The organism is Pelagibaculum spongiae (assembly GCF_003097315.1).
In the GTDB taxonomy this organism is placed as follows: Bacteria; Pseudomonadota; Gammaproteobacteria; order Enterobacterales; family Pelagibaculaceae; genus Pelagibaculum; species Pelagibaculum spongiae.
Map to the genome: position 1 here is coordinate 15,650 of NZ_QDDL01000016.1, position 16,332 is coordinate 31,981.

General features: G+C 41.5%; 16 protein-coding genes. 11 read left to right on the forward strand and 5 right to left on the reverse strand.

Features of this window, described 5'->3' with window-relative positions; genetic code table 11:
- Positions 1–10: 10 nt before the first annotated feature.
- Positions 11–448, forward strand: a complete 438-nt coding sequence (locus tag DC094_RS21105) for a hypothetical protein (RefSeq protein WP_116689110.1) — start codon at positions 11–13, stop codon at positions 446–448.
- Positions 449–1,325: 877 nt separating this feature from the next.
- Entirely contained in the window at positions 1,326–1,919 is a 594-nt protein-coding gene (locus DC094_RS21110; protein WP_241504103.1) for a cytochrome P460 family protein, read from the forward strand.
- 173 nt (positions 1,920–2,092) lie between these two features.
- On the opposite strand, the gene ylqF is transcribed toward DC094_RS21110, so the two are convergent.
- Entirely contained in the window at positions 2,093–3,001 is a 909-nt protein-coding gene (gene ylqF / locus DC094_RS21115; RefSeq protein ID WP_116689111.1) for a ribosome biogenesis GTPase YlqF, read from the reverse strand.
- Between the two features lie 251 nt (positions 3,002–3,252).
- On the opposite strand from ylqF, the gene DC094_RS21120 reads away from it, so the two are divergent.
- A complete protein-coding gene (locus DC094_RS21120) occupies positions 3,253–4,077 on the forward strand; it encodes a CvfB family protein (protein WP_241504104.1) in 825 nt (274 codons plus the stop codon).
- Between the two features lie 91 nt (positions 4,078–4,168).
- Here DC094_RS21120 and DC094_RS21125 read toward each other — a convergent pair whose 3' ends face one another.
- Together DC094_RS21125 and DC094_RS21130 are read right to left on the reverse strand one after the other, a co-directional pair.
- Entirely contained in the window at positions 4,169–4,600 is a 432-nt protein-coding gene (locus DC094_RS21125) for a thioredoxin domain-containing protein (RefSeq protein ID WP_133245654.1), read from the reverse strand.
- 48 nt (positions 4,601–4,648) lie between these two features.
- Positions 4,649–5,590, reverse strand: coding sequence for a LysR family transcriptional regulator (locus DC094_RS21130; RefSeq protein ID WP_116689114.1), 942 nt, complete (start codon positions 5,588–5,590; stop codon positions 4,649–4,651).
- Positions 5,591–5,848: 258 nt separating this feature from the next.
- On the opposite strand from DC094_RS21130, the gene DC094_RS21135 reads away from it, so the two are divergent.
- Positions 5,849–6,445, forward strand: a complete 597-nt coding sequence (locus DC094_RS21135) for an FMN-dependent NADH-azoreductase (RefSeq protein WP_116689115.1) — start codon at positions 5,849–5,851, stop codon at positions 6,443–6,445.
- A gap of 66 nt (positions 6,446–6,511) precedes the next feature.
- Here DC094_RS21135 and tnpC read toward each other — a convergent pair whose 3' ends face one another.
- On the reverse strand, positions 6,512–7,297 hold the full coding sequence (gene tnpC / locus DC094_RS21140) for an IS66 family transposase (RefSeq protein ID WP_158527421.1): 786 nt from the start codon (positions 7,295–7,297) through the stop codon (positions 6,512–6,514).
- Positions 7,298–8,125: 828 nt separating this feature from the next.
- On the opposite strand from tnpC, the gene DC094_RS21145 reads away from it, so the two are divergent.
- The 4 genes from DC094_RS21145 (at position 8,126) to DC094_RS21160 (ending at position 10,974) form a co-directional block, all read left to right on the forward strand.
- Positions 8,126–8,590: a hypothetical protein gene (locus DC094_RS21145; protein ID WP_116689117.1), complete on the forward strand. Its 465-nt coding sequence runs from the start codon at positions 8,126–8,128 to the stop codon at positions 8,588–8,590.
- A gap of 127 nt (positions 8,591–8,717) precedes the next feature.
- A complete protein-coding gene (locus tag DC094_RS21150; RefSeq protein ID WP_116689118.1) occupies positions 8,718–9,047 on the forward strand; it encodes a hypothetical protein in 330 nt (109 codons plus the stop codon).
- Between the two features lie 291 nt (positions 9,048–9,338).
- Positions 9,339–9,824 carry a Cthe_2314 family HEPN domain-containing protein gene (locus DC094_RS21155; RefSeq protein ID WP_116689119.1) on the forward strand — a complete coding sequence of 162 codons (486 nt, stop codon included), beginning with the start codon at positions 9,339–9,341 and terminating at the stop codon, positions 9,822–9,824.
- A 43-nt stretch (positions 9,825–9,867) separates the two neighbouring features.
- The gene (locus tag DC094_RS21160; protein ID WP_116689120.1) at positions 9,868–10,974 is read left to right on the forward strand and encodes a transposase; all 1,107 of its coding nucleotides are present in this window, start codon (positions 9,868–9,870) and stop codon (positions 10,972–10,974) included.
- A gap of 685 nt (positions 10,975–11,659) precedes the next feature.
- Here the strand turns inward: DC094_RS21160 and DC094_RS21170 are convergent.
- Complete coding sequence (locus DC094_RS21170) at positions 11,660–12,568, reverse strand: DUF417 family protein (protein ID WP_116689122.1); 909 nt, start codon at positions 12,566–12,568, stop codon at positions 11,660–11,662.
- A 1,243-nt stretch (positions 12,569–13,811) separates the two neighbouring features.
- Between DC094_RS21170 and DC094_RS21175 the strand changes: the two genes are divergently transcribed.
- The 3 genes from DC094_RS21175 (at position 13,812) to htpX (ending at position 16,203) form a co-directional block, all read left to right on the forward strand.
- Positions 13,812–14,573 (forward strand): hypothetical protein, encoded by a 762-nt coding sequence (locus tag DC094_RS21175; RefSeq protein ID WP_116689123.1) that lies wholly within the window; start codon positions 13,812–13,814, stop codon positions 14,571–14,573.
- A 61-nt stretch (positions 14,574–14,634) separates the two neighbouring features.
- Positions 14,635–15,237 carry a SecY-interacting protein Syd gene (locus DC094_RS21180; protein WP_133245655.1) on the forward strand — a complete coding sequence of 201 codons (603 nt, stop codon included), beginning with the start codon at positions 14,635–14,637 and terminating at the stop codon, positions 15,235–15,237.
- 93 nt (positions 15,238–15,330) lie between these two features.
- Positions 15,331–16,203: a protease HtpX gene (gene htpX, locus DC094_RS21185; protein ID WP_116689125.1), complete on the forward strand. Its 873-nt coding sequence runs from the start codon at positions 15,331–15,333 to the stop codon at positions 16,201–16,203.
- Positions 16,204–16,332: the final 129 nt, after the last annotated feature.

Below are 16,332 nucleotides of genomic sequence, written 5' to 3' on the forward strand. Positions count from 1 at the left end.
GGTTTTATATATGAAAAAGATTATTAACATGATTGCCTTAGTGGTCGTGCTTGGCTCTGGTCAACTCGTCGCTCAGGAAAATCAAACAAGTTTTACCAGCGCAGGTTATAACTATCGACCTATTGCGGTACAAAGTGCTTTAAGCGCGGATGCCAACGTTAATGTTGTTGCTAACGGCATTTATGCTGGTCGCCAAGTGCGAGAGTTACAAAGCAATAAAGTCGGTAGTATTTCTGGAGTAATAGTGGTTAAGCATGATGGTACTGTCACTAAAGCGGCTTTGGACTTGCCCAGTGGCGCAAAAACAACTTCGGTAGGCGGACGTTTTTGGTTAATTGAATACCCGAAAACTATCGAATTGCAGCAGGTTTCTATTGACTTGATGGGGGTTGCAGGAGTCGAACGCGCTGAAATGGAAGTGTTAATGCAGCGTAAAATGGCGATGTAATTTTCAAAAAGCCATTTAACTAAAAGCTGATCGTATAAAAGTTGTGGGAAAAAATAGCCCATGTCATAGATAGCTAACTTTATGCTACAAGGTTTATCAAACCTACATACAACATAAGGTTCGGTGCCTCGATAAACAGGATGTTTATTTTATTCCACGACCCTTAGAGTCGTAGTATTTAAGGGAAGTAAAATTTCTGCTGAGAGTGCTAGCAGATCCAAACAGTTTTTAAGTAGAGGTCCAGGTGATTTTATTCGTGCTGTACAGGCTGTTAATCGAGTAAAACTCCGATCAAAAGTTGTTAAGTATAATGCCAGTAATTACTCTTGGTTTGATTATGCGAAAAAGGTTTGGGAGTTACTGTTAGGGGCTCAAGAATTTAAAATTGTCCCGAATATTGTAGGTTTGATGAGGCCGAAAATGTTCCATACATTTTTCGGCATTCCCCACTTCCGTGTGGGTCACGTAGCGAAATCAGACATCTGGCGATACGTCCCAAAAGTGTCTGATTGCGCCGAAGGCTTATCAAACCTACGCGCAACATAAGGTTCGGTGCCTCGAGAAACAGAGTATTTATTATATTCCACGACCTTTAAAGAAAAGAGCAAACCTTAAATCGCCTTCTGCAACGGAATAATTAATCGTGACACTTGATAGCGGTAAAGATATTTATTGGCCTTCGTTTAGTTTCAGTTGTTTTTTAGATATCGAAAGCATATGTTCAAAAAAACTAAAGCTACTTATTCATTAAACAAAATTTTCTTGAATTGCACTGCAGTATGCTTTTCCAAGCGGATGAATGGGATGCTATCGAAGAATATTCGGAAGATTTGTTAGTGATAAATGTTGAATGTTCACTGAATTATGGAGAATTTTTATGAAACGACTTAATACGTTGCGAAAAAAAGTACAAACAAAAATAGTGCCTGCTATATCCATGTCAGTAATGTTGAGTGCATCATTCTTGATGGCGAGCGAAGCAATAGCTGATGATAAATCGTTCTCTCCATATGTTGATACTCAAGGCAATATAAGCTTGCCTGATGATTTTCGCATATCGATGGTTCACTTGGGCTCATGGTTTGTGCCTGAGGGTGCAGCTAGTGGTTTTCATGATGTTTACACCGAGAAGTCGAGCGCACAAGCATATCGAAAAACGGGTAAATTCCCTGATGGTGCAACTCTTGTGAAGGAACTACGAGCTTCTAAAACAGGCGATTATACAACGGGTCAAGGCGTGGGGCACGCGGTGACAGATGTTAAGCAGTGGTTTGTGATGATCAAGGATGCGAAAGGACGTTTCTCTGATAATAAAATTTGGGGTGAAGGTTGGGGTTGGGGTTTATATAAGCCGGACAACCGTAGTAAAAATGTTTCTTCTAACTACAAAGCTGATTGTTTAGGTTGTCACTTGCCAGCTAAAAACACAGACCTTGTTTATGTTGGAGCTTATCCAACCTTAGGTAAGTAGTCAGAAAATAGTGGTTCGAGAAGTTTGCTAGCATGAGTGATGGAATTTTTAAGGCCCTGTAGAGATTTTTAAATTATCCCGATCACTGGAGAAAAGCCTCAGTGCCCTCTGACATTTTGCATTGTTTGTCAGAAGGCACTGGTGTTTTTCTAACCAAAGTGACAGAGGTGACTTTAGCTTCTGCGACCCTTACCTTCTTTTTTGGCTTTTTCTTTTTGAGCTTGCTCAACCGCTGCCAATTCAGCTTCCACCATTTCTGGTGTTTCTAGGGTCACTTTGCCCAGCACGCCACTACGATAATCATTGATCATTGCAGTGGCCACTTTGTGAATATCTGGAATACCACCCTTGCGCATATGACCGCGCACAACCGCAATCATTTCCAGCATTTCAATATTGTCTACCGGAAGTTCTGTCAGGCGGAAATGCTTTTGTGTGATGGCTGGATAACGGTCGAGTAAATATTCGGCCATAAACAATGCAGCATCTTCATATTCAAAGATGGAATCTTTAATCGCAGCCGACAGCGCCAAGCGATATCCACAGGCTTCTGGCTCAAGGCGAGGCCATAAAAAGCCAGGCGTGTCATAAAGCACAATATTGCTAGGTAACTTGATTCTCTGTTGAATTTTGGTGACTGCTGGCGTGTTACCGGTTTGTGCAATCGCCCGATCTGCCAAGGTATTAATTAGGGTCGATTTTCCAACATTGGGAATACCTAAAATCAAAGCATTCAATGGCTTGATAATGTAATTACGCCCTTCTGGCATCATTTTCTGGCACAGCTCAAGTATGCGTTTAACTTCGCCTTTTTGTTTCTGGTGCAGGGCAATGGCTTTAACGCCAGGCTCTTGCTGCAAGGTCTCGACCCATCGTTTAGTCACTGCAGGGTCTGCTAAATCGCTCTTGTTCAGGATCTTTAAAAATGGCTTTTCACCTCTCAGTAGTGGCACCAAGGGGTTGCTGCTGGAGTAGGGTAGCCGGGCGTCCAACACTTCGATCACCACATCGATCTTCGGCATCAGCTGTTTGATCTCTTTGCGGGCCTTGTGCATGTGGCCTGGGAACCAGTTAATCGCCATTCTTAATCTCGCTTGTTAAATACATCGTCGCAGCCAAGGCTATCGCCCTCTAGGGAGAATAGAAACTATTGCTTTCAGCCCAACCATTGGCATGAAATATCAGCTAAACGGTTGGTCTGGCAATTGGCGCGCTATTAAGTCGGCTATTCTAATCGGTTTGACTGCAGATGGCAGCTTGAACCAGAAAACTAATGTATGCTTGCGGTGTTTTTTAGTGTTAGAGGCAGGCAGGCATGGTTAAGTTAGGGCAGATGAATCGACTTAAGGTCATTAAACAGGTCGATTTTGGACTCTTTCTAGATGGCGGTAATAAAGATATCGATGGATTTGGTGAGATTCTATTACCACGTCGTTACGTGCCTGAGAATACTCAGATTGGTGATGATTTAGATGTGTTCATCTACCTCGATTCTGAAGATCAGTATATTGCCACTACTGAAACACCCAAAGTAATGCTGGGCCAGTTTGCCTGTTTGAATGTGGCAATGGTCAACCAAGTGGGTGCATTTCTTGATTGGGGCTTACCGAAAGATTTGCTGGTACCTTTTGCCCAGCAGCGACCAAAAATGGAAGAAGACCGCCATTATGTGGTGTATGTCTACCTCGATAACTCGGGCCGTATTGCCGCAACTGGTCGTTATGATAAACACCTCAACCAGAGCAAGCCTGAATATAAATCACGCCAGAAAGTTAACGTTCTGGTGGCGGGTCGAACCGATTTAGGCACCAAGGTGATTGTTGAAAATGCCCATTGGGGACAAATTTTCCAGTCAGACATTACCCAGCCATTAAAGTATGGCCAGAAGCTGGAAGCCTTTATCAAGAAAATCCATGAAAATGGCAATATTGATATTATGCTAGAGCAACCTGGCTACGCTAAAATCGATGCATTATCGCAAAGTATTTTAAATAAATTACATGCATCTCGTGGCTTTTTGCCGGTACATGATAAAACAGATCCAGAGCTGATTCGCCGTTTGTTCTTGTGCAGTAAAAAATCTTTCAAGCAAGCAATTGGCGGCTTGAAGCGACAGGGTTTGATTGAGATTCAAGGCCAGGGCATTAAACTGCTTTAATTGATTTGAAAAAGCCGCCGCTGTATTAATTATTATATTAATACAGCGGCGGCTTTTTTGTGTCTGTCTTTTAATCGATTATTTTTAGCATTTAAGCGCGTTTAATAATCGAGAATAAATCAACTTCCAATGACACCATCGGTTTTTCTTCAATGCGACCCACTTCACGACCCTCTTTCTTGATGATAAAGGTAGGCACCTTGGTAAATTCATAAGCAGCTGCCAAACCATCTGGGTCTTGCTTTTTACGGTCTACTGCAATGTAGTTAACTTTCCACAGCAGTTTGCTCTTGGCTTCCATCAAGGCGATGAACTTACCGACATGATGATGACAATCGGTGCACCAGGTGCCGACGATTACGGTAATTTCGATGCTTTCATCTGGCAGGATTTTTTGCAAAACATCATGGTTTGGGGTGAATTTGCTATGAAAATGTCTGAACAACTTCTGTTCGATCAACTGTTCTGGGGTAACTTTGCCGAGGATTAACATCTGGTGCTGCTCTTGAAAAAACTTTGGCACAGATTAACACATCTGCAGCCATTACGTGTTGGCTGAGACAATACTCGGTTATGGACTATCCGTTTGACCACTGCAATCTAATGGCTGATGGGCAGCGATTTGCTGGCGAATCATATCGATCATATGGTTAGTTGCCGGGCCACTATAACCGTGGTGGCTGTGCACCATATATAACGGAACCTTGCGGGCTCTGCCTTGTTTCAATGGCAGTGTTTTTAACTGGCCACTGACTAATTCGGGGCGAATTTTTTCTATTGGCAACCAAGCAAAGCCAATGCCCTTGCATGCGGCATAAATTGATGCGGTTGGATGGCTAACGGTCAGGCGTTTTGGTGAACCTAACCAGCCGCCATCTCTATTTTGTTTGCCTGAATCACTAATAACTAGCTGGCAATGCTGACGTAAATCTACCTCGTCAATTGTCCGCTTCAGTTGGTGAAGCGGGTGCTCCGGGCTGGCAACCGCAAGAAACTCCACATCGATAATCGGGTCGCCAATAATCCCCGGCGTTAATATGGCACCAATCGCAATCTGATATTGGCTATCGAGCATTGCTTCAGTGGTACCGCTCAGCACGGTTTCTCTCAATTCGACCCGGGTTAGTGGATAACTTTTTTGGAAATTAGCCACTGCATCCAGAATCATCCAAGTCGGAAATAGTGCGTCGTAAGCAATTTTTATATCGGACTCAACCCCTTTGGAAAACTGCTGTGCCAGAGATTCAATCTGTTGGGATTGTTGTAATAACTGGCAGGCGCTGTGATAGATGAGCTTGCCTCGTTCAGTCAGTACCGATTTTCTGCCTTGTAACTTAAATAACCGTAAACCCAAGTTACTTTCAAGCTTTTGTACGCTGTAGCTAATAGATGATTGGCTTTTTCTTAAATACTCAGCCGCAGCGGCATAACCACCTTGCTCGACCACTGCAATCAAGGCTTGCCACTGTTCCAGCGTGACTTTGGCTGAGGGTTTTATCTGTTGGCTTGCCATTAACGCACCTTAAATGTTGATTAACCCTAGCGGACTGATCTGGCGGGCAGCCAGTCTAAAAGTAGTACTAGTGTAATCAAACACATCTAAAAATTCGATCATACTCCACGGTTTTTTACTATGTATGATCGACTCAATTCATACCAAACTCGCTGTCAGTTGCTTCAAGCCGCTTACAGTCATTTAAAGCGGTCGCAGCAAATTTATTAATCTTCCGGGTAATGGCGCTTTACGGTAATAGCGTTAAAGGTGATAAAAATGAAAAAACTTCTTTATGTAAAAAGCAGCTTGTTTGGTGACAATGGCCAATCGAGCCAACTGGCACAGCATTTAATTGAGCAATGGCAGCAGGTTCATCAAGGTGAAGTGACAGAACGCGACTTAATTGCACAGCCGTTGCCGATGCTTGATTTGGAAGTGATGGGCGCTTTAGGCAGTGAAGCCGGACAACGAAGTGAAGCGCAACAGCAAGTTATTGACTTAGCAGATCAACTGAAAGATGAAATTGAAACCGCCGATGCACTGGTGATCGGTGTGCCGACCTACAACTTCAACCTACCGATTCAAATGAAAGCCTGGTTTGATTTATTAGCCCGTGCTGGTGTGACGTTTAAATACACTGACAAAGGACCGGTAGGTTTAATGCAAGATAAACCGGTGTATTTAATTGCGACTCGCGGTGGGCAATTACATCAGCAAGGTATCGATCATCAAATGCCTTTTGTTCGTCAATTCTTAGCATTTATTGGACTGACTTCGGTGCACACGATTTATGCGGAAGATTTGGCAATGGGTGATGCGGCAGAAGCTTCATTAGATCAAGCCAAAAAAGAAATTAGCCAAATTATTGGGTAAAGCACTCGGCATTCTATTCCATGCCAGTCTTTGTTAAGGCTTCAAAATTTGTAACCATTCAGCATGTCACACCAACCGATCCAATTTCTCCTGAATAAAGTCCGGCCATTTACCCGCAAATAATAACGACAAAGCCTCCCCAACACCGACCCCATGTTTTTGGCAGGTCGATATATAGCTCCGGATTCTGCAATACGCTTTCACGCCATCCCATGAGCGGAAGCAGCCTGATATCTTCTGTTGAACCTTGCTCATACGGAAGTCCCGTTCACCCTGATTATTGGTAAACGGTGCTCGGGTATTACTCATAAACCGCAGCACGTCTGCTTCAAAATCCCGCAGCCGTTCTAATAAATTTCTCGATTTACTTCGTGCTAATTTCCCTCGTTTTAATTGACCTTTTTTATCCGCTTTTTTTGGCTCAGGTGCCGGGCATTCCCGATCACCTGCTTTTAATATTTTTCGATATCGCTTCACCCATTTTTGACACTGCTTTTCATCCAACTCACCCCCCGCCTCATTGACTGCTGTATTCATTTCATAAAGCAGATCTTCCATTGCCTTGGCCCACTGCTGGCCATCTTGCTCATGGGCTCGCGCCAATTCACGTACATGATGGGCGTTACACAATACATGCAAGCACAGCACAAATCGGTAGTAGCTTTTCCAGTGATCGTGTACCAATAAAACGGTAAATTTAGGCAAGATGTCGATCGCTTCCATTGCCTCGATACCTCTTGATTCATGCGCTTCAATCCACGTCCAGCGGTCATTGCTCGCGACATGTAGCCACTTTCGTTTACCATTGATATTGACGCCGGTTTCATCGGCGCGAAAACTGATGCCACCCAAAAGAATGACTATACAAGATAAAAAATAACTTATGAGTAAACTGATTTGATGATTTATTAGTTTGCTTGTTATAAAAATATCTTATTGTTGGCCAAACACGATTGTGGGTGGCAAGCAAGTTGACCTACGGAATTAAATCGATGAATTAATTGCTCGCCCGCGTAGGTTGCACGGAGCGCTATGCGCGACCTGCAACTTTCGGGGGTATCAGTGAATTCCCTGCAAACATTATGTCGGAATTGTTTTGTGGTTTTTAGTGGATATATCAACCGTTGAAATCAATTGCACGATTGTTCCGTACAACCTCGTATCCTGGGTAAGCTCAAGCGCACCCGGGTTTTTCGTAAGCGTTATATTTTTCAAAATTCTAACGTGATTCAATCGTAGAAAAATAAGTCGTTTAATAAATCGCTAACCAGATATTTAAACAAGTCCCCAGCGTCAAACCACCAGACTTCCAGCGCCAAATAACGCACCTCGAAGCCATAAAAGCAACCTGAAGTGAAAAGCTGTATATATAAACAGTCTATTTCTGAGGATGCTGGTTTTTATGCGCGTTTTGACTGAACGCTATCGCTAGAATGCGCGTTTTACCGAAGGTAAACCAGTTTAAATAACATCATATCAATAGGTTGAGGTGAGTCTGTTCCGAAATAACAAAAAACCTGTTATCTTGAGATAACAGGCATGCGCGGTTTCTCGGTCAGGATTGGAAGATCTGAGGAAAACTAGAAGTATTTCAGGTGGTTGCATATTTACCAGTATGCTACAAAACCGGTATATCGCGCATGCATACTATTAAGCTGTTATGACTTTTTAGAGGGTACGATGAAGAAGATTATTCCTGCACTAGGCGTTCTATTATTAGCAGGCTGCGCCACCAAGTATGTCCCGCCTCAAGGAGTTGATCTCGTTGAAGTGACATATAACCTAAGTTCCTCACCTAAGTCGGGGCCATTCTTTTATGCACCAACTTCAGTGTTTAAATTTGAAAGCAAAGACTGTGCAAGTCCGAGCGCTATAGCAACCCTCAAAGCGCCTGATGGTAAAATTGATTCAATAACAGTACAGGTTCCTGCAGATCAGCCTCTAATAAATAGCTACAGCACCATAACTCAAGAAGGCTCCCAAATGGTTACTAGAATAACCGGGACTGAATTTATACCTGAAAAAAATCATCAATATATTATTTCTGTATATGCATTTAGCGGGGCTTTGGTTCGAGATGTTTCTCTGACAGAACAACAAACAATAAATGCCGCTACCGAAAAAAATGAAATCTGTACTTTTTAAATTGTCATAACAAATAAGGATAGGTGTCGCGCAGCGGCTTCGTTCAACAAACACAAGCAACCGACTCGAATTTCGCCAAGGCTCAATTCTCCCTGGTTGTTGTAAACCGTTATATGTACGGGGATGTATGAGAAGTAACTGGAAGACTCAAAAAGGAGATGAATGGAGCTACGAAGATGGCTCTATTAAATCAGTTGCTGATTTTGATTCACATACCCAAATATTTACTATTAGAGATTTAAGTGGTGATCCGAGTAAAAGAAAATTGCTGGCTTTTATCAAACTTACGCAGTCTGGTTTTACTGACGCAGCGTTGGAGCTAAAGGTAAGTCGTTTCAGTCAAGGTACTAAGAAACAACTCGGCTTACTTCAATCTGGCGGCATAATAGAGTTGGCGGCTAAAGAGTCGGATTCCGGTGCTGTTAAAATTAATTACGTTAAACAAAAGAAATGGTGACAAGTGTGGTCTTAGCATATAATCGGGTAGCCGAGGGTCTCTAACCCTCAGCCCCCACAACACCCTGCATGCGGGTCCGCACAGGGCGTTTCACTTGGGATAGTGAAGCGTGATCCATCTTTCTCTTAACGAGAATAAGCCCTCAGCATCTAAATATGCATTGGTTAAACCTTGCTGAATGCCCGGTTTTTTCGGATAAATTTTACAGTCGCGCTTTTTGCAAAAGACACCGCAAAAAGCGCGACTGTAAAATTAGCCGTTGTTTGAGGTGTTATGTTCTAAGGAGTAAATTTGAATCATCGAATTTTCACTCTATTTCTAAGTGATTTAGAGTTTCACAAGAAAGATATAGAACCAACAGATGACCAGCAATATCAAATTGACTGCTGGCAAACGTGTAAATCTATTGATACAGCTTTGAGAAAGCTTGTAATCGCTGAGCAATGTATAAGAAAATCACATGCTTTCTGCCCTAATGATCATCAAGTGGCTGAATATATTGAATTTCATATTGAAAATTACATAATACGAAGTCGCTCTGTATATGACAGAGTTCTGATATTCACAAATTTTCTTTGTGATATTCAAATGTCAAAAGAATATGTGAATCATAATGCAATAATAACAAATCAAAAAATTGAAAAATGGAAACTAAAAAATAAACTAAAATCTGTAAATAAGAGAGTAATAACGCCACCCAAGATCTTATTTATACCTGCCAAAAAACATTTGATTTCTCATTCGATTGCTATTGATTTAATCTGTGAAAACCGTTGATTTTTGCAGGAGCGGCACTTGAAAAAGTTGTCATTTTCACATCATGCCAGCACCTAGAGCCATTCTTTACGATCCGAAGGAAAATCCATTTCTCCACGTAATTTCGCGTTGTGTTAGGCGAGGGTGGCTGTGTGGGGAAGACCCAACTCTGCTCAAAAAACACCGTAAAAATTATGATCACCGTCGCCAATGGATTGTCGATAGAATTGATCGACTGAGCCAAGCGTTTGCGGTTGATATTGCTGCTTACGCTGTGATGTCGAATCACTATCATCTAGTGGTTTATATCGATGTCGAGCGTGCCAAAAGCTGGAATATCAAGCAGGTGTTGTTGCAATACTGCAAAGTGTTTTCGCCTCATCCGTGGGTTAAAGATTATCTCGATCCACACAAGCACCGTTTACTTACCCAGATGCAGGTTCGATGGGTCGAAGAAACTGCCAGCACGATTTACCGAGAGCGGCTTTATTCTATAAGCTGGTTTATGCGCTCAATTAACGAGCCATTGGCACGACTCGCCAATGCAGAAGATCAATGTAAAGGTCGTTTTTGGGAGGGGCGTTTTAAGGCGCAAGCATTGCTGGATGAACAAGCCCTGCTAACCTGCATGGCTTATGTCGACCTGAATCCGTTGCGTGCTGGTATTGCACAAACGCCAGAAAGTTCGAATTACACTTCGGTTCAAGCTCGAATTGAAACTGAATTACCCGCCAGTAATCATCGTAGAAATAAAAGCCGAAAAACAAATGGTCAGCGTCGCTACGATTACAATTTCGCCCGATTAAAACCTTTTGTTGATAGTGAAACCAAGTCCAGTATTAACATCAAAGATAAACCTCATCCGCTGCCATTTAAATTAAAAGATTATCTGGAACTGGTTGATGCTAGTGCTCGCATGGCGCGAGCTAATAAAAAGTATCATATGGACGATAGTTTGCCGCCAATTTTTGAGCGATTAAAAATTGATGCTGATGCACGCTGGTGGGCTTCTGCCATGAGCGGTCGCAGCACTGCAATGGCCAGTGCGCGACAGTTTGCCCATGCGATGGGGAGTGCGCTGAACCTCAAACAGTTCAAAGAGCGAGTCAAGCAACAAACTGAGGCTTGTCGACAGCAGACACATGCGCAAGGAAAACAACCGCCTTCTTGATTTAGCTGTTAAAAAATTAAATACATTTTTAATAACCGGAGCTAATCCGGTATTCGTCGTGGTATCGATTCAGTATCATCGCATCCGAAGCGAAGAAGTGACTGCCGCAACCATTTTAAATACCAGTAATTTTCAGTTATCTCGGTTATCAGAATTTTTGATTGAGATATAGTTAAAAACTTGGGTGGCGTCATTCTTTTCATTCTTTTGCGTCATTCTTTATAGCTGTTAAAAAATTAAACACATTTTTAATAACCGGAGCTAATCCGGTATTCGTCGTGGTATCGATTCAGTATCATCGCATCCGAAGCGAAGAAGTGACTGCCGCAACCATTTTAAATACTAATAATTTTCAGTTATCTCGGTTATCAGAATTTTTGATTGAGATATAGTTAAAAACTTGGGTGGCGTCATTCTTTGTTATCAGAATTTTTGATTGAGATATAGTTAAAAACTTGGGTGGCGTCATTCTTTCACTTCATTCTTTCAGGATGCCGAAGGCTTATCAAACCTATATGCAGCAAAATATTCGATGCCTTGTAAGGAGGGATGTTTATTATTTGCCGCAGCCATAATTTCGCGTTGTGTTGGGCGAGAGTGACACTCTTTATAGATTTAAAATTGGGTAGCGTCATAGAAAATAACCAAAGAGGTTACGAGCCTCTTTGGTTATTAAGGATGTTTTCTAGTACTCACGCCATAAAATAATTGCAGCAGCGAGTAGCAGTTGATCTTTAAGTACAAAAACACCTGTACGGTTTAATAGTGGAAAGAAAGAGTCGGGATTCCAACCAGGAGTAGAAAACATAAAGGTTAATGTGCCAAAAGCAGTCAGAGCAATACCGATAACACCGAGAGTGCCTAGCAGGCGATTAAATGGCAGGCACAATAGCAATGCAAGAAAGGCCCACTCAACAATACCAATAAAGTTAGAAGCACCTTGTACACTCCAAATGGCATAGGTCCAATTGAAAAAGATATTTGGTTCCATCAAGCGGACAATACCCTTGGCTTCAAATTCGTAGAATTTCATCCAGCCAATCCAACCCATAACCAGAACAATTCCTGCAAAGCAGCAGAAAATTGCTAGCTTTCGAACCAACAAAGCATTGCTGCAGTTTTCTTTTTCCTGCAGATATTGCGATAAGATATAAGCTGGAACTGCAAACATCGACAGATATTTTAATAGATTTTGTCCAGAACCTATTATTGGAAACCCACCCAAGGCATCAACCCAAACTGGGTTGGTAAATAAGTAGAGAAAATTGAGCGCAAAAATCGCCATCGCCATCAAACAACCAATAATACCAAGTTTCCGATTGTTTAAACCTAGCAAAATCAGTAAGCCAGCAGGTACTTCAAATAGCGCCATTAAAACACCAATAGTTGGTGTTCCTATGGTTGTTAATAAACCATCGAAAAGTGGGCTATTGCCCAGCCAGAACTCTATTTGTTGATGTTCTGGTGGTGATAGCTTTAATAAACCGACCCAGATTAGATAGAGTGCAGTTACCGCACTCAGATAAATCATTAGCTTGCTATCGGAAGGGCGAAAATTTATAGCTCGCTCTATTGTAGACACTTCATTGTTCATAATTTGCTCTCATGAAAATAATAATAACGTTAGCAGCAGCAAAAGACAGTGGATTCTATTTTTAATATCAGAATTCTCTAATCAAGAAAATACTGATGTTGATTTTTCAATCATGACGCTTTGATGATGTTTTTTTAAATAAGTTTCGATGAGTCAATGAATGTATGATTTAAATCAAAGCATTAGTGTTAGAATCATAAAAATAGTGTAATTACAATTGAAGAAAGACATAAATATTTTGATTGCTGTCATAAATAAAATCACTTGACATTGAAATAAAACAATAACGCCACTCAAGATGCTATTTATATCTGCCAAAAAACATTTGATTTTTCATTCGATTGCTATTGATTTAATCTGTGAAAGCCGTTGATTGTTGCAAGGGCAGCGCTTGAAAAAATTGTCATTTTCATATCATGCCAGCACCTAGAGCTATTCTTTACGATCAAAAAGAAAATCCTTCACTTCCTTTTTAAAGTACGCATGTTATTTTTCGTTGTGTTAGGCGAGGATGGCACTCTTCAATAGATAAGCTCAAGGCTACGGGAAGATTAAACACTACTCAAAAATCACCGTAAAAATTATGACCATCGCCGCCAGTATTTTTCCGTTATATCGATCATCAGGGTTTTTGATTGAGATAGTTAAAAACTTGGGTGGCGTGATGCAATTCGATTTATAGTTTCGAGCATTCTTTGGTTTTTACTTATGCGGCTGATGCATTGTTCATTATATTCTCAACCCTACTATCAGGCTTATTGAGCTATTGGGTGTGTGAGTTAAGAAAAATATAACAAGTAAGGACAGGTATCGGCTGCGCGACAGCTGTCCTAAGGGTCGTAGAATATAATAAATACTCTGTTTCTCCAGGCACTGAACCTTATGTTGCGCGTAGCTTTGATAAGCCTTCGGCGCAATCAGATACTTTTGGGATGTATCGCCAGATATCTAATTTCGCTACGTGACTCACGCGGAAGTGGGGAATGCCGAAAAATGTATGGAACATTTTCGGCCTCATCAAACCTACAATATTCGGGACAATTTTAAATTTGTGAACCCCTTATTTGTTGGAATATTTCAGTGCAACTAGTTGACTGGTTAATTTATAGCCTAGTTTATTAATAAATCATTGATTCGTTTGTATCAGGCAACCTTCCCTTGGTCTAACTAATCCTATATTTCCCACATAACTATCAAATTTCTAATATTATTAATAATTCTATGATTACTTTGGTGCAACAGAATGAAGCTATTCGGTGGGCTGCTTGGATTACTTTTAGCTGCTTTTATTTACGCTACTCCTGTCTTTGCGCAAGACCCATATTGGAATAGCAAGATTTCAAACAATGATTTAGTAATTAATAATAGCGGGCAATTAAACTATGTTTCTTGGTTGATTCGGCGCTTCGGATCTACTGATGTTGGAGATATTGGTCCTTGGAGAAGTAGTAAGTTAATGGAAATTGAATCAAGGGTTTCTCCAGCCGTATTGATTAATGATGCTGAACTGTTAAATGGTGAAGGTTTCGATGGCCGCTCATTTCTTTTATATTCTAATGACCAAGAAATAGAAATGGAAATGGAAATGTCTTTTGCTGAGAGTGAAAATGATGGTGTGGCTCTTATTGATATTGCCCGAAGCACGACAGATGTATTGCTAATGGGTGCAACTAAAACAATTAGTGCTGAATTACAAAATTATAAGCAGATACCATACGCTAGTCTTTATTTTGTTCGCAATGATTATATAAATGAGAGAGAGGCTGACAAGGGTGAAGATAATGTCATTCGATTTGGTAAAGGCCAAGAGTTGAACAACACTTTGCAAGAAGTAGCAGGTGCTACCGCTATTCTATGGGATAAGTATGAATATGCAGTACCACAAGACATTCATAATGCGTTAGTCAGTGGGCGGTTTGAAAAAACCAGAAAAATTAACTTACGAAAGTCATTGTTTATATTGAAGCAACAATACCCAGTCGACCCTAGGTTAAAGCAAAAATAATGTAAATTGGTTGCGCCAAACTGTTAAATCTGCGCTAATTTGTCGCAGATTTTTTTTGTTTATGAGTAGCCCAATGCCTTCTGAATCGACAGTTATCGACCAACTGGATCGTTTGTTTTCTGATCTTTTACAACAGGCAGATCAGCAGCACAGTAGAAAGCCGCTATGTGATTTTGATGAGGAATGGCCGTCAGATTGTCACCTTGAAGGGACTCAGGAAGATAGCGAGCAAGGTCTACAGATTCAATGGCAACCGGTTAAACAACAGCCAATCAAGCAGCTATCTGGTTTAGTTAAATCTTTGGAGCTATCGGTTCATCAAGATTTTCAAGACTATATAGGCGCTTACCATTCAGAATGCTTACCCGCTATTTGGTCATCGGAACATGAAGCGCCAGGCAGTTTGACGCTGATTTTTTGTAATAGCGATCAAGACCTAGATTTGATGCAGCAAAATCTATTAGGTCACTCGTTGGCTAAGCAGAAGAACAAGCAAGAGCAAAACTGGTTCTTTGCCACCACTGATAATGACATGGTGATTTGTTTGAATCAGGAAACCGGTGAAGTTGAACTAGAAAAACCAGGTTATAAGCCAGAGCGAGTTTTGGCAGCTAGCTTATCTACATTTCTGGCCGATTGTCAGGTAGATCAAACACGTATCTAACTAGATCAAAAATTTTGACATAATATGTCTTGATTTTATGCTTGGTGGCTTTATATTACTCCCCATAACCAATCAGTAAGTTTGGAGTTTGTAATGCTGCGAGTTGTTTTATTTTTGGCTACTAACCTAGCTGTGTTGCTAGTTGCCAGTGTGATTATGAGTCTGCTGGGGTTGAGCACTAACAGCATGTCTGGACTGCTAGTGTTTTGTGCATTATTTGGTTTTGGCGGTGCATTGTTATCACTGTTTATTTCCAAGTGGATGGCCAAGCGTTCGGTGGGGGCGATTGTTATTGAGCGGCCGGAAAATGCTGAGCAGCAATGGCTAGTAGAGACAGTTAAAGATTTGTCACAAAAAGCAGGCATTGGCATGCCAGAAGTTGCGATGTTCCATTCGCCACAGTCTAATGCTTTTGCCACCGGCTGGAATAAAAATAAGGCTTTGGTTGCAGTGAGTGATAGCTTGCTGCAGCGAATGAGCCGTGAAGAAGTTAAAGCTGTTCTTGGCCATGAAATTGGACATATTGCCAATGGCGACATGGTGACATTGACCCTGATTCAAGGCGTGGTGAATACCTTTGTGATGTTCTTTGCCCGAATTATTGGTCAAACAGTCGATAGCTTTTTGTCGAGCGATGAAGAAGGCGAAAGCAGCGGTTATGGTATTGCTTACTTTGTTACGACTATCATTGCAGAGATTTGTTTAGGCATTCTGGCATCGATATTGGTTGCCTGGTTCTCTCGCCGCCGTGAATTTCGTGCCGATGAAGCAGGTGCCAGTTTGGTGAGCAATACAGCAATGATTGGCGCACTACAGGCCTTGCAGCGAGAACAAGAGATGCCAGAGCAAATGCCACAATCTTTGATGGCGTTTGGTATTAATAAAGGCAAACGCAAGGGTTTGGCCGAAATGTTCTCCAGCCACCCGCCGTTGGATGTTCGTATTAATGCGTTGCGAAATCAATAATTGCACTACTTGCTAAAGTTGTAGCTTTTTGAATCAAAAAAGAAACTAGACCAGATCGAAAGCGGAGATGACAACTCCGCTTTTTTTTTTGTGTTCTATCGCTATAATGCGCCCTTCTTTTCCGGCCAG

Coding starts and splice junctions, on each gene's coding strand:
- DC094_RS21105 (WP_116689110.1), top strand. CDS start 11: ATGAAAAAGATTATTAACATGATTGCCTTAGTGGTCGTGCTTGGCTCT.
- DC094_RS21110 (WP_241504103.1), top strand. CDS start 1,326: ATGAAACGACTTAATACGTTGCGAAAAAAAGTACAAACAAAAATAGTG.
- ylqF (WP_116689111.1), bottom strand. CDS start 3,001: ATGGCGATTAACTGGTTCCCAGGCCACATGCACAAGGCCCGCAAAGAG.
- DC094_RS21120 (WP_241504104.1), top strand. CDS start 3,253: ATGAATCGACTTAAGGTCATTAAACAGGTCGATTTTGGACTCTTTCTA.
- DC094_RS21130 (WP_116689114.1), bottom strand. CDS start 5,590: ATGGCAAGCCAACAGATAAAACCCTCAGCCAAAGTCACGCTGGAACAG.
- DC094_RS21135 (WP_116689115.1), top strand. CDS start 5,849: ATGAAAAAACTTCTTTATGTAAAAAGCAGCTTGTTTGGTGACAATGGC.
- DC094_RS21145 (WP_116689117.1), top strand. CDS start 8,126: ATGAAGAAGATTATTCCTGCACTAGGCGTTCTATTATTAGCAGGCTGC.
- DC094_RS21150 (WP_116689118.1), top strand. CDS start 8,718: ATGAGAAGTAACTGGAAGACTCAAAAAGGAGATGAATGGAGCTACGAA.
- DC094_RS21160 (WP_116689120.1), top strand. CDS start 9,868: ATGCCAGCACCTAGAGCCATTCTTTACGATCCGAAGGAAAATCCATTT.
- DC094_RS21170 (WP_116689122.1), bottom strand. CDS start 12,568: ATGAACAATGAAGTGTCTACAATAGAGCGAGCTATAAATTTTCGCCCT.
- DC094_RS21175 (WP_116689123.1), top strand. CDS start 13,812: ATGAAGCTATTCGGTGGGCTGCTTGGATTACTTTTAGCTGCTTTTATT.
- DC094_RS21180 (WP_133245655.1), top strand. CDS start 14,635: ATGAGTAGCCCAATGCCTTCTGAATCGACAGTTATCGACCAACTGGAT.
- htpX (WP_116689125.1), top strand. CDS start 15,331: ATGCTGCGAGTTGTTTTATTTTTGGCTACTAACCTAGCTGTGTTGCTA.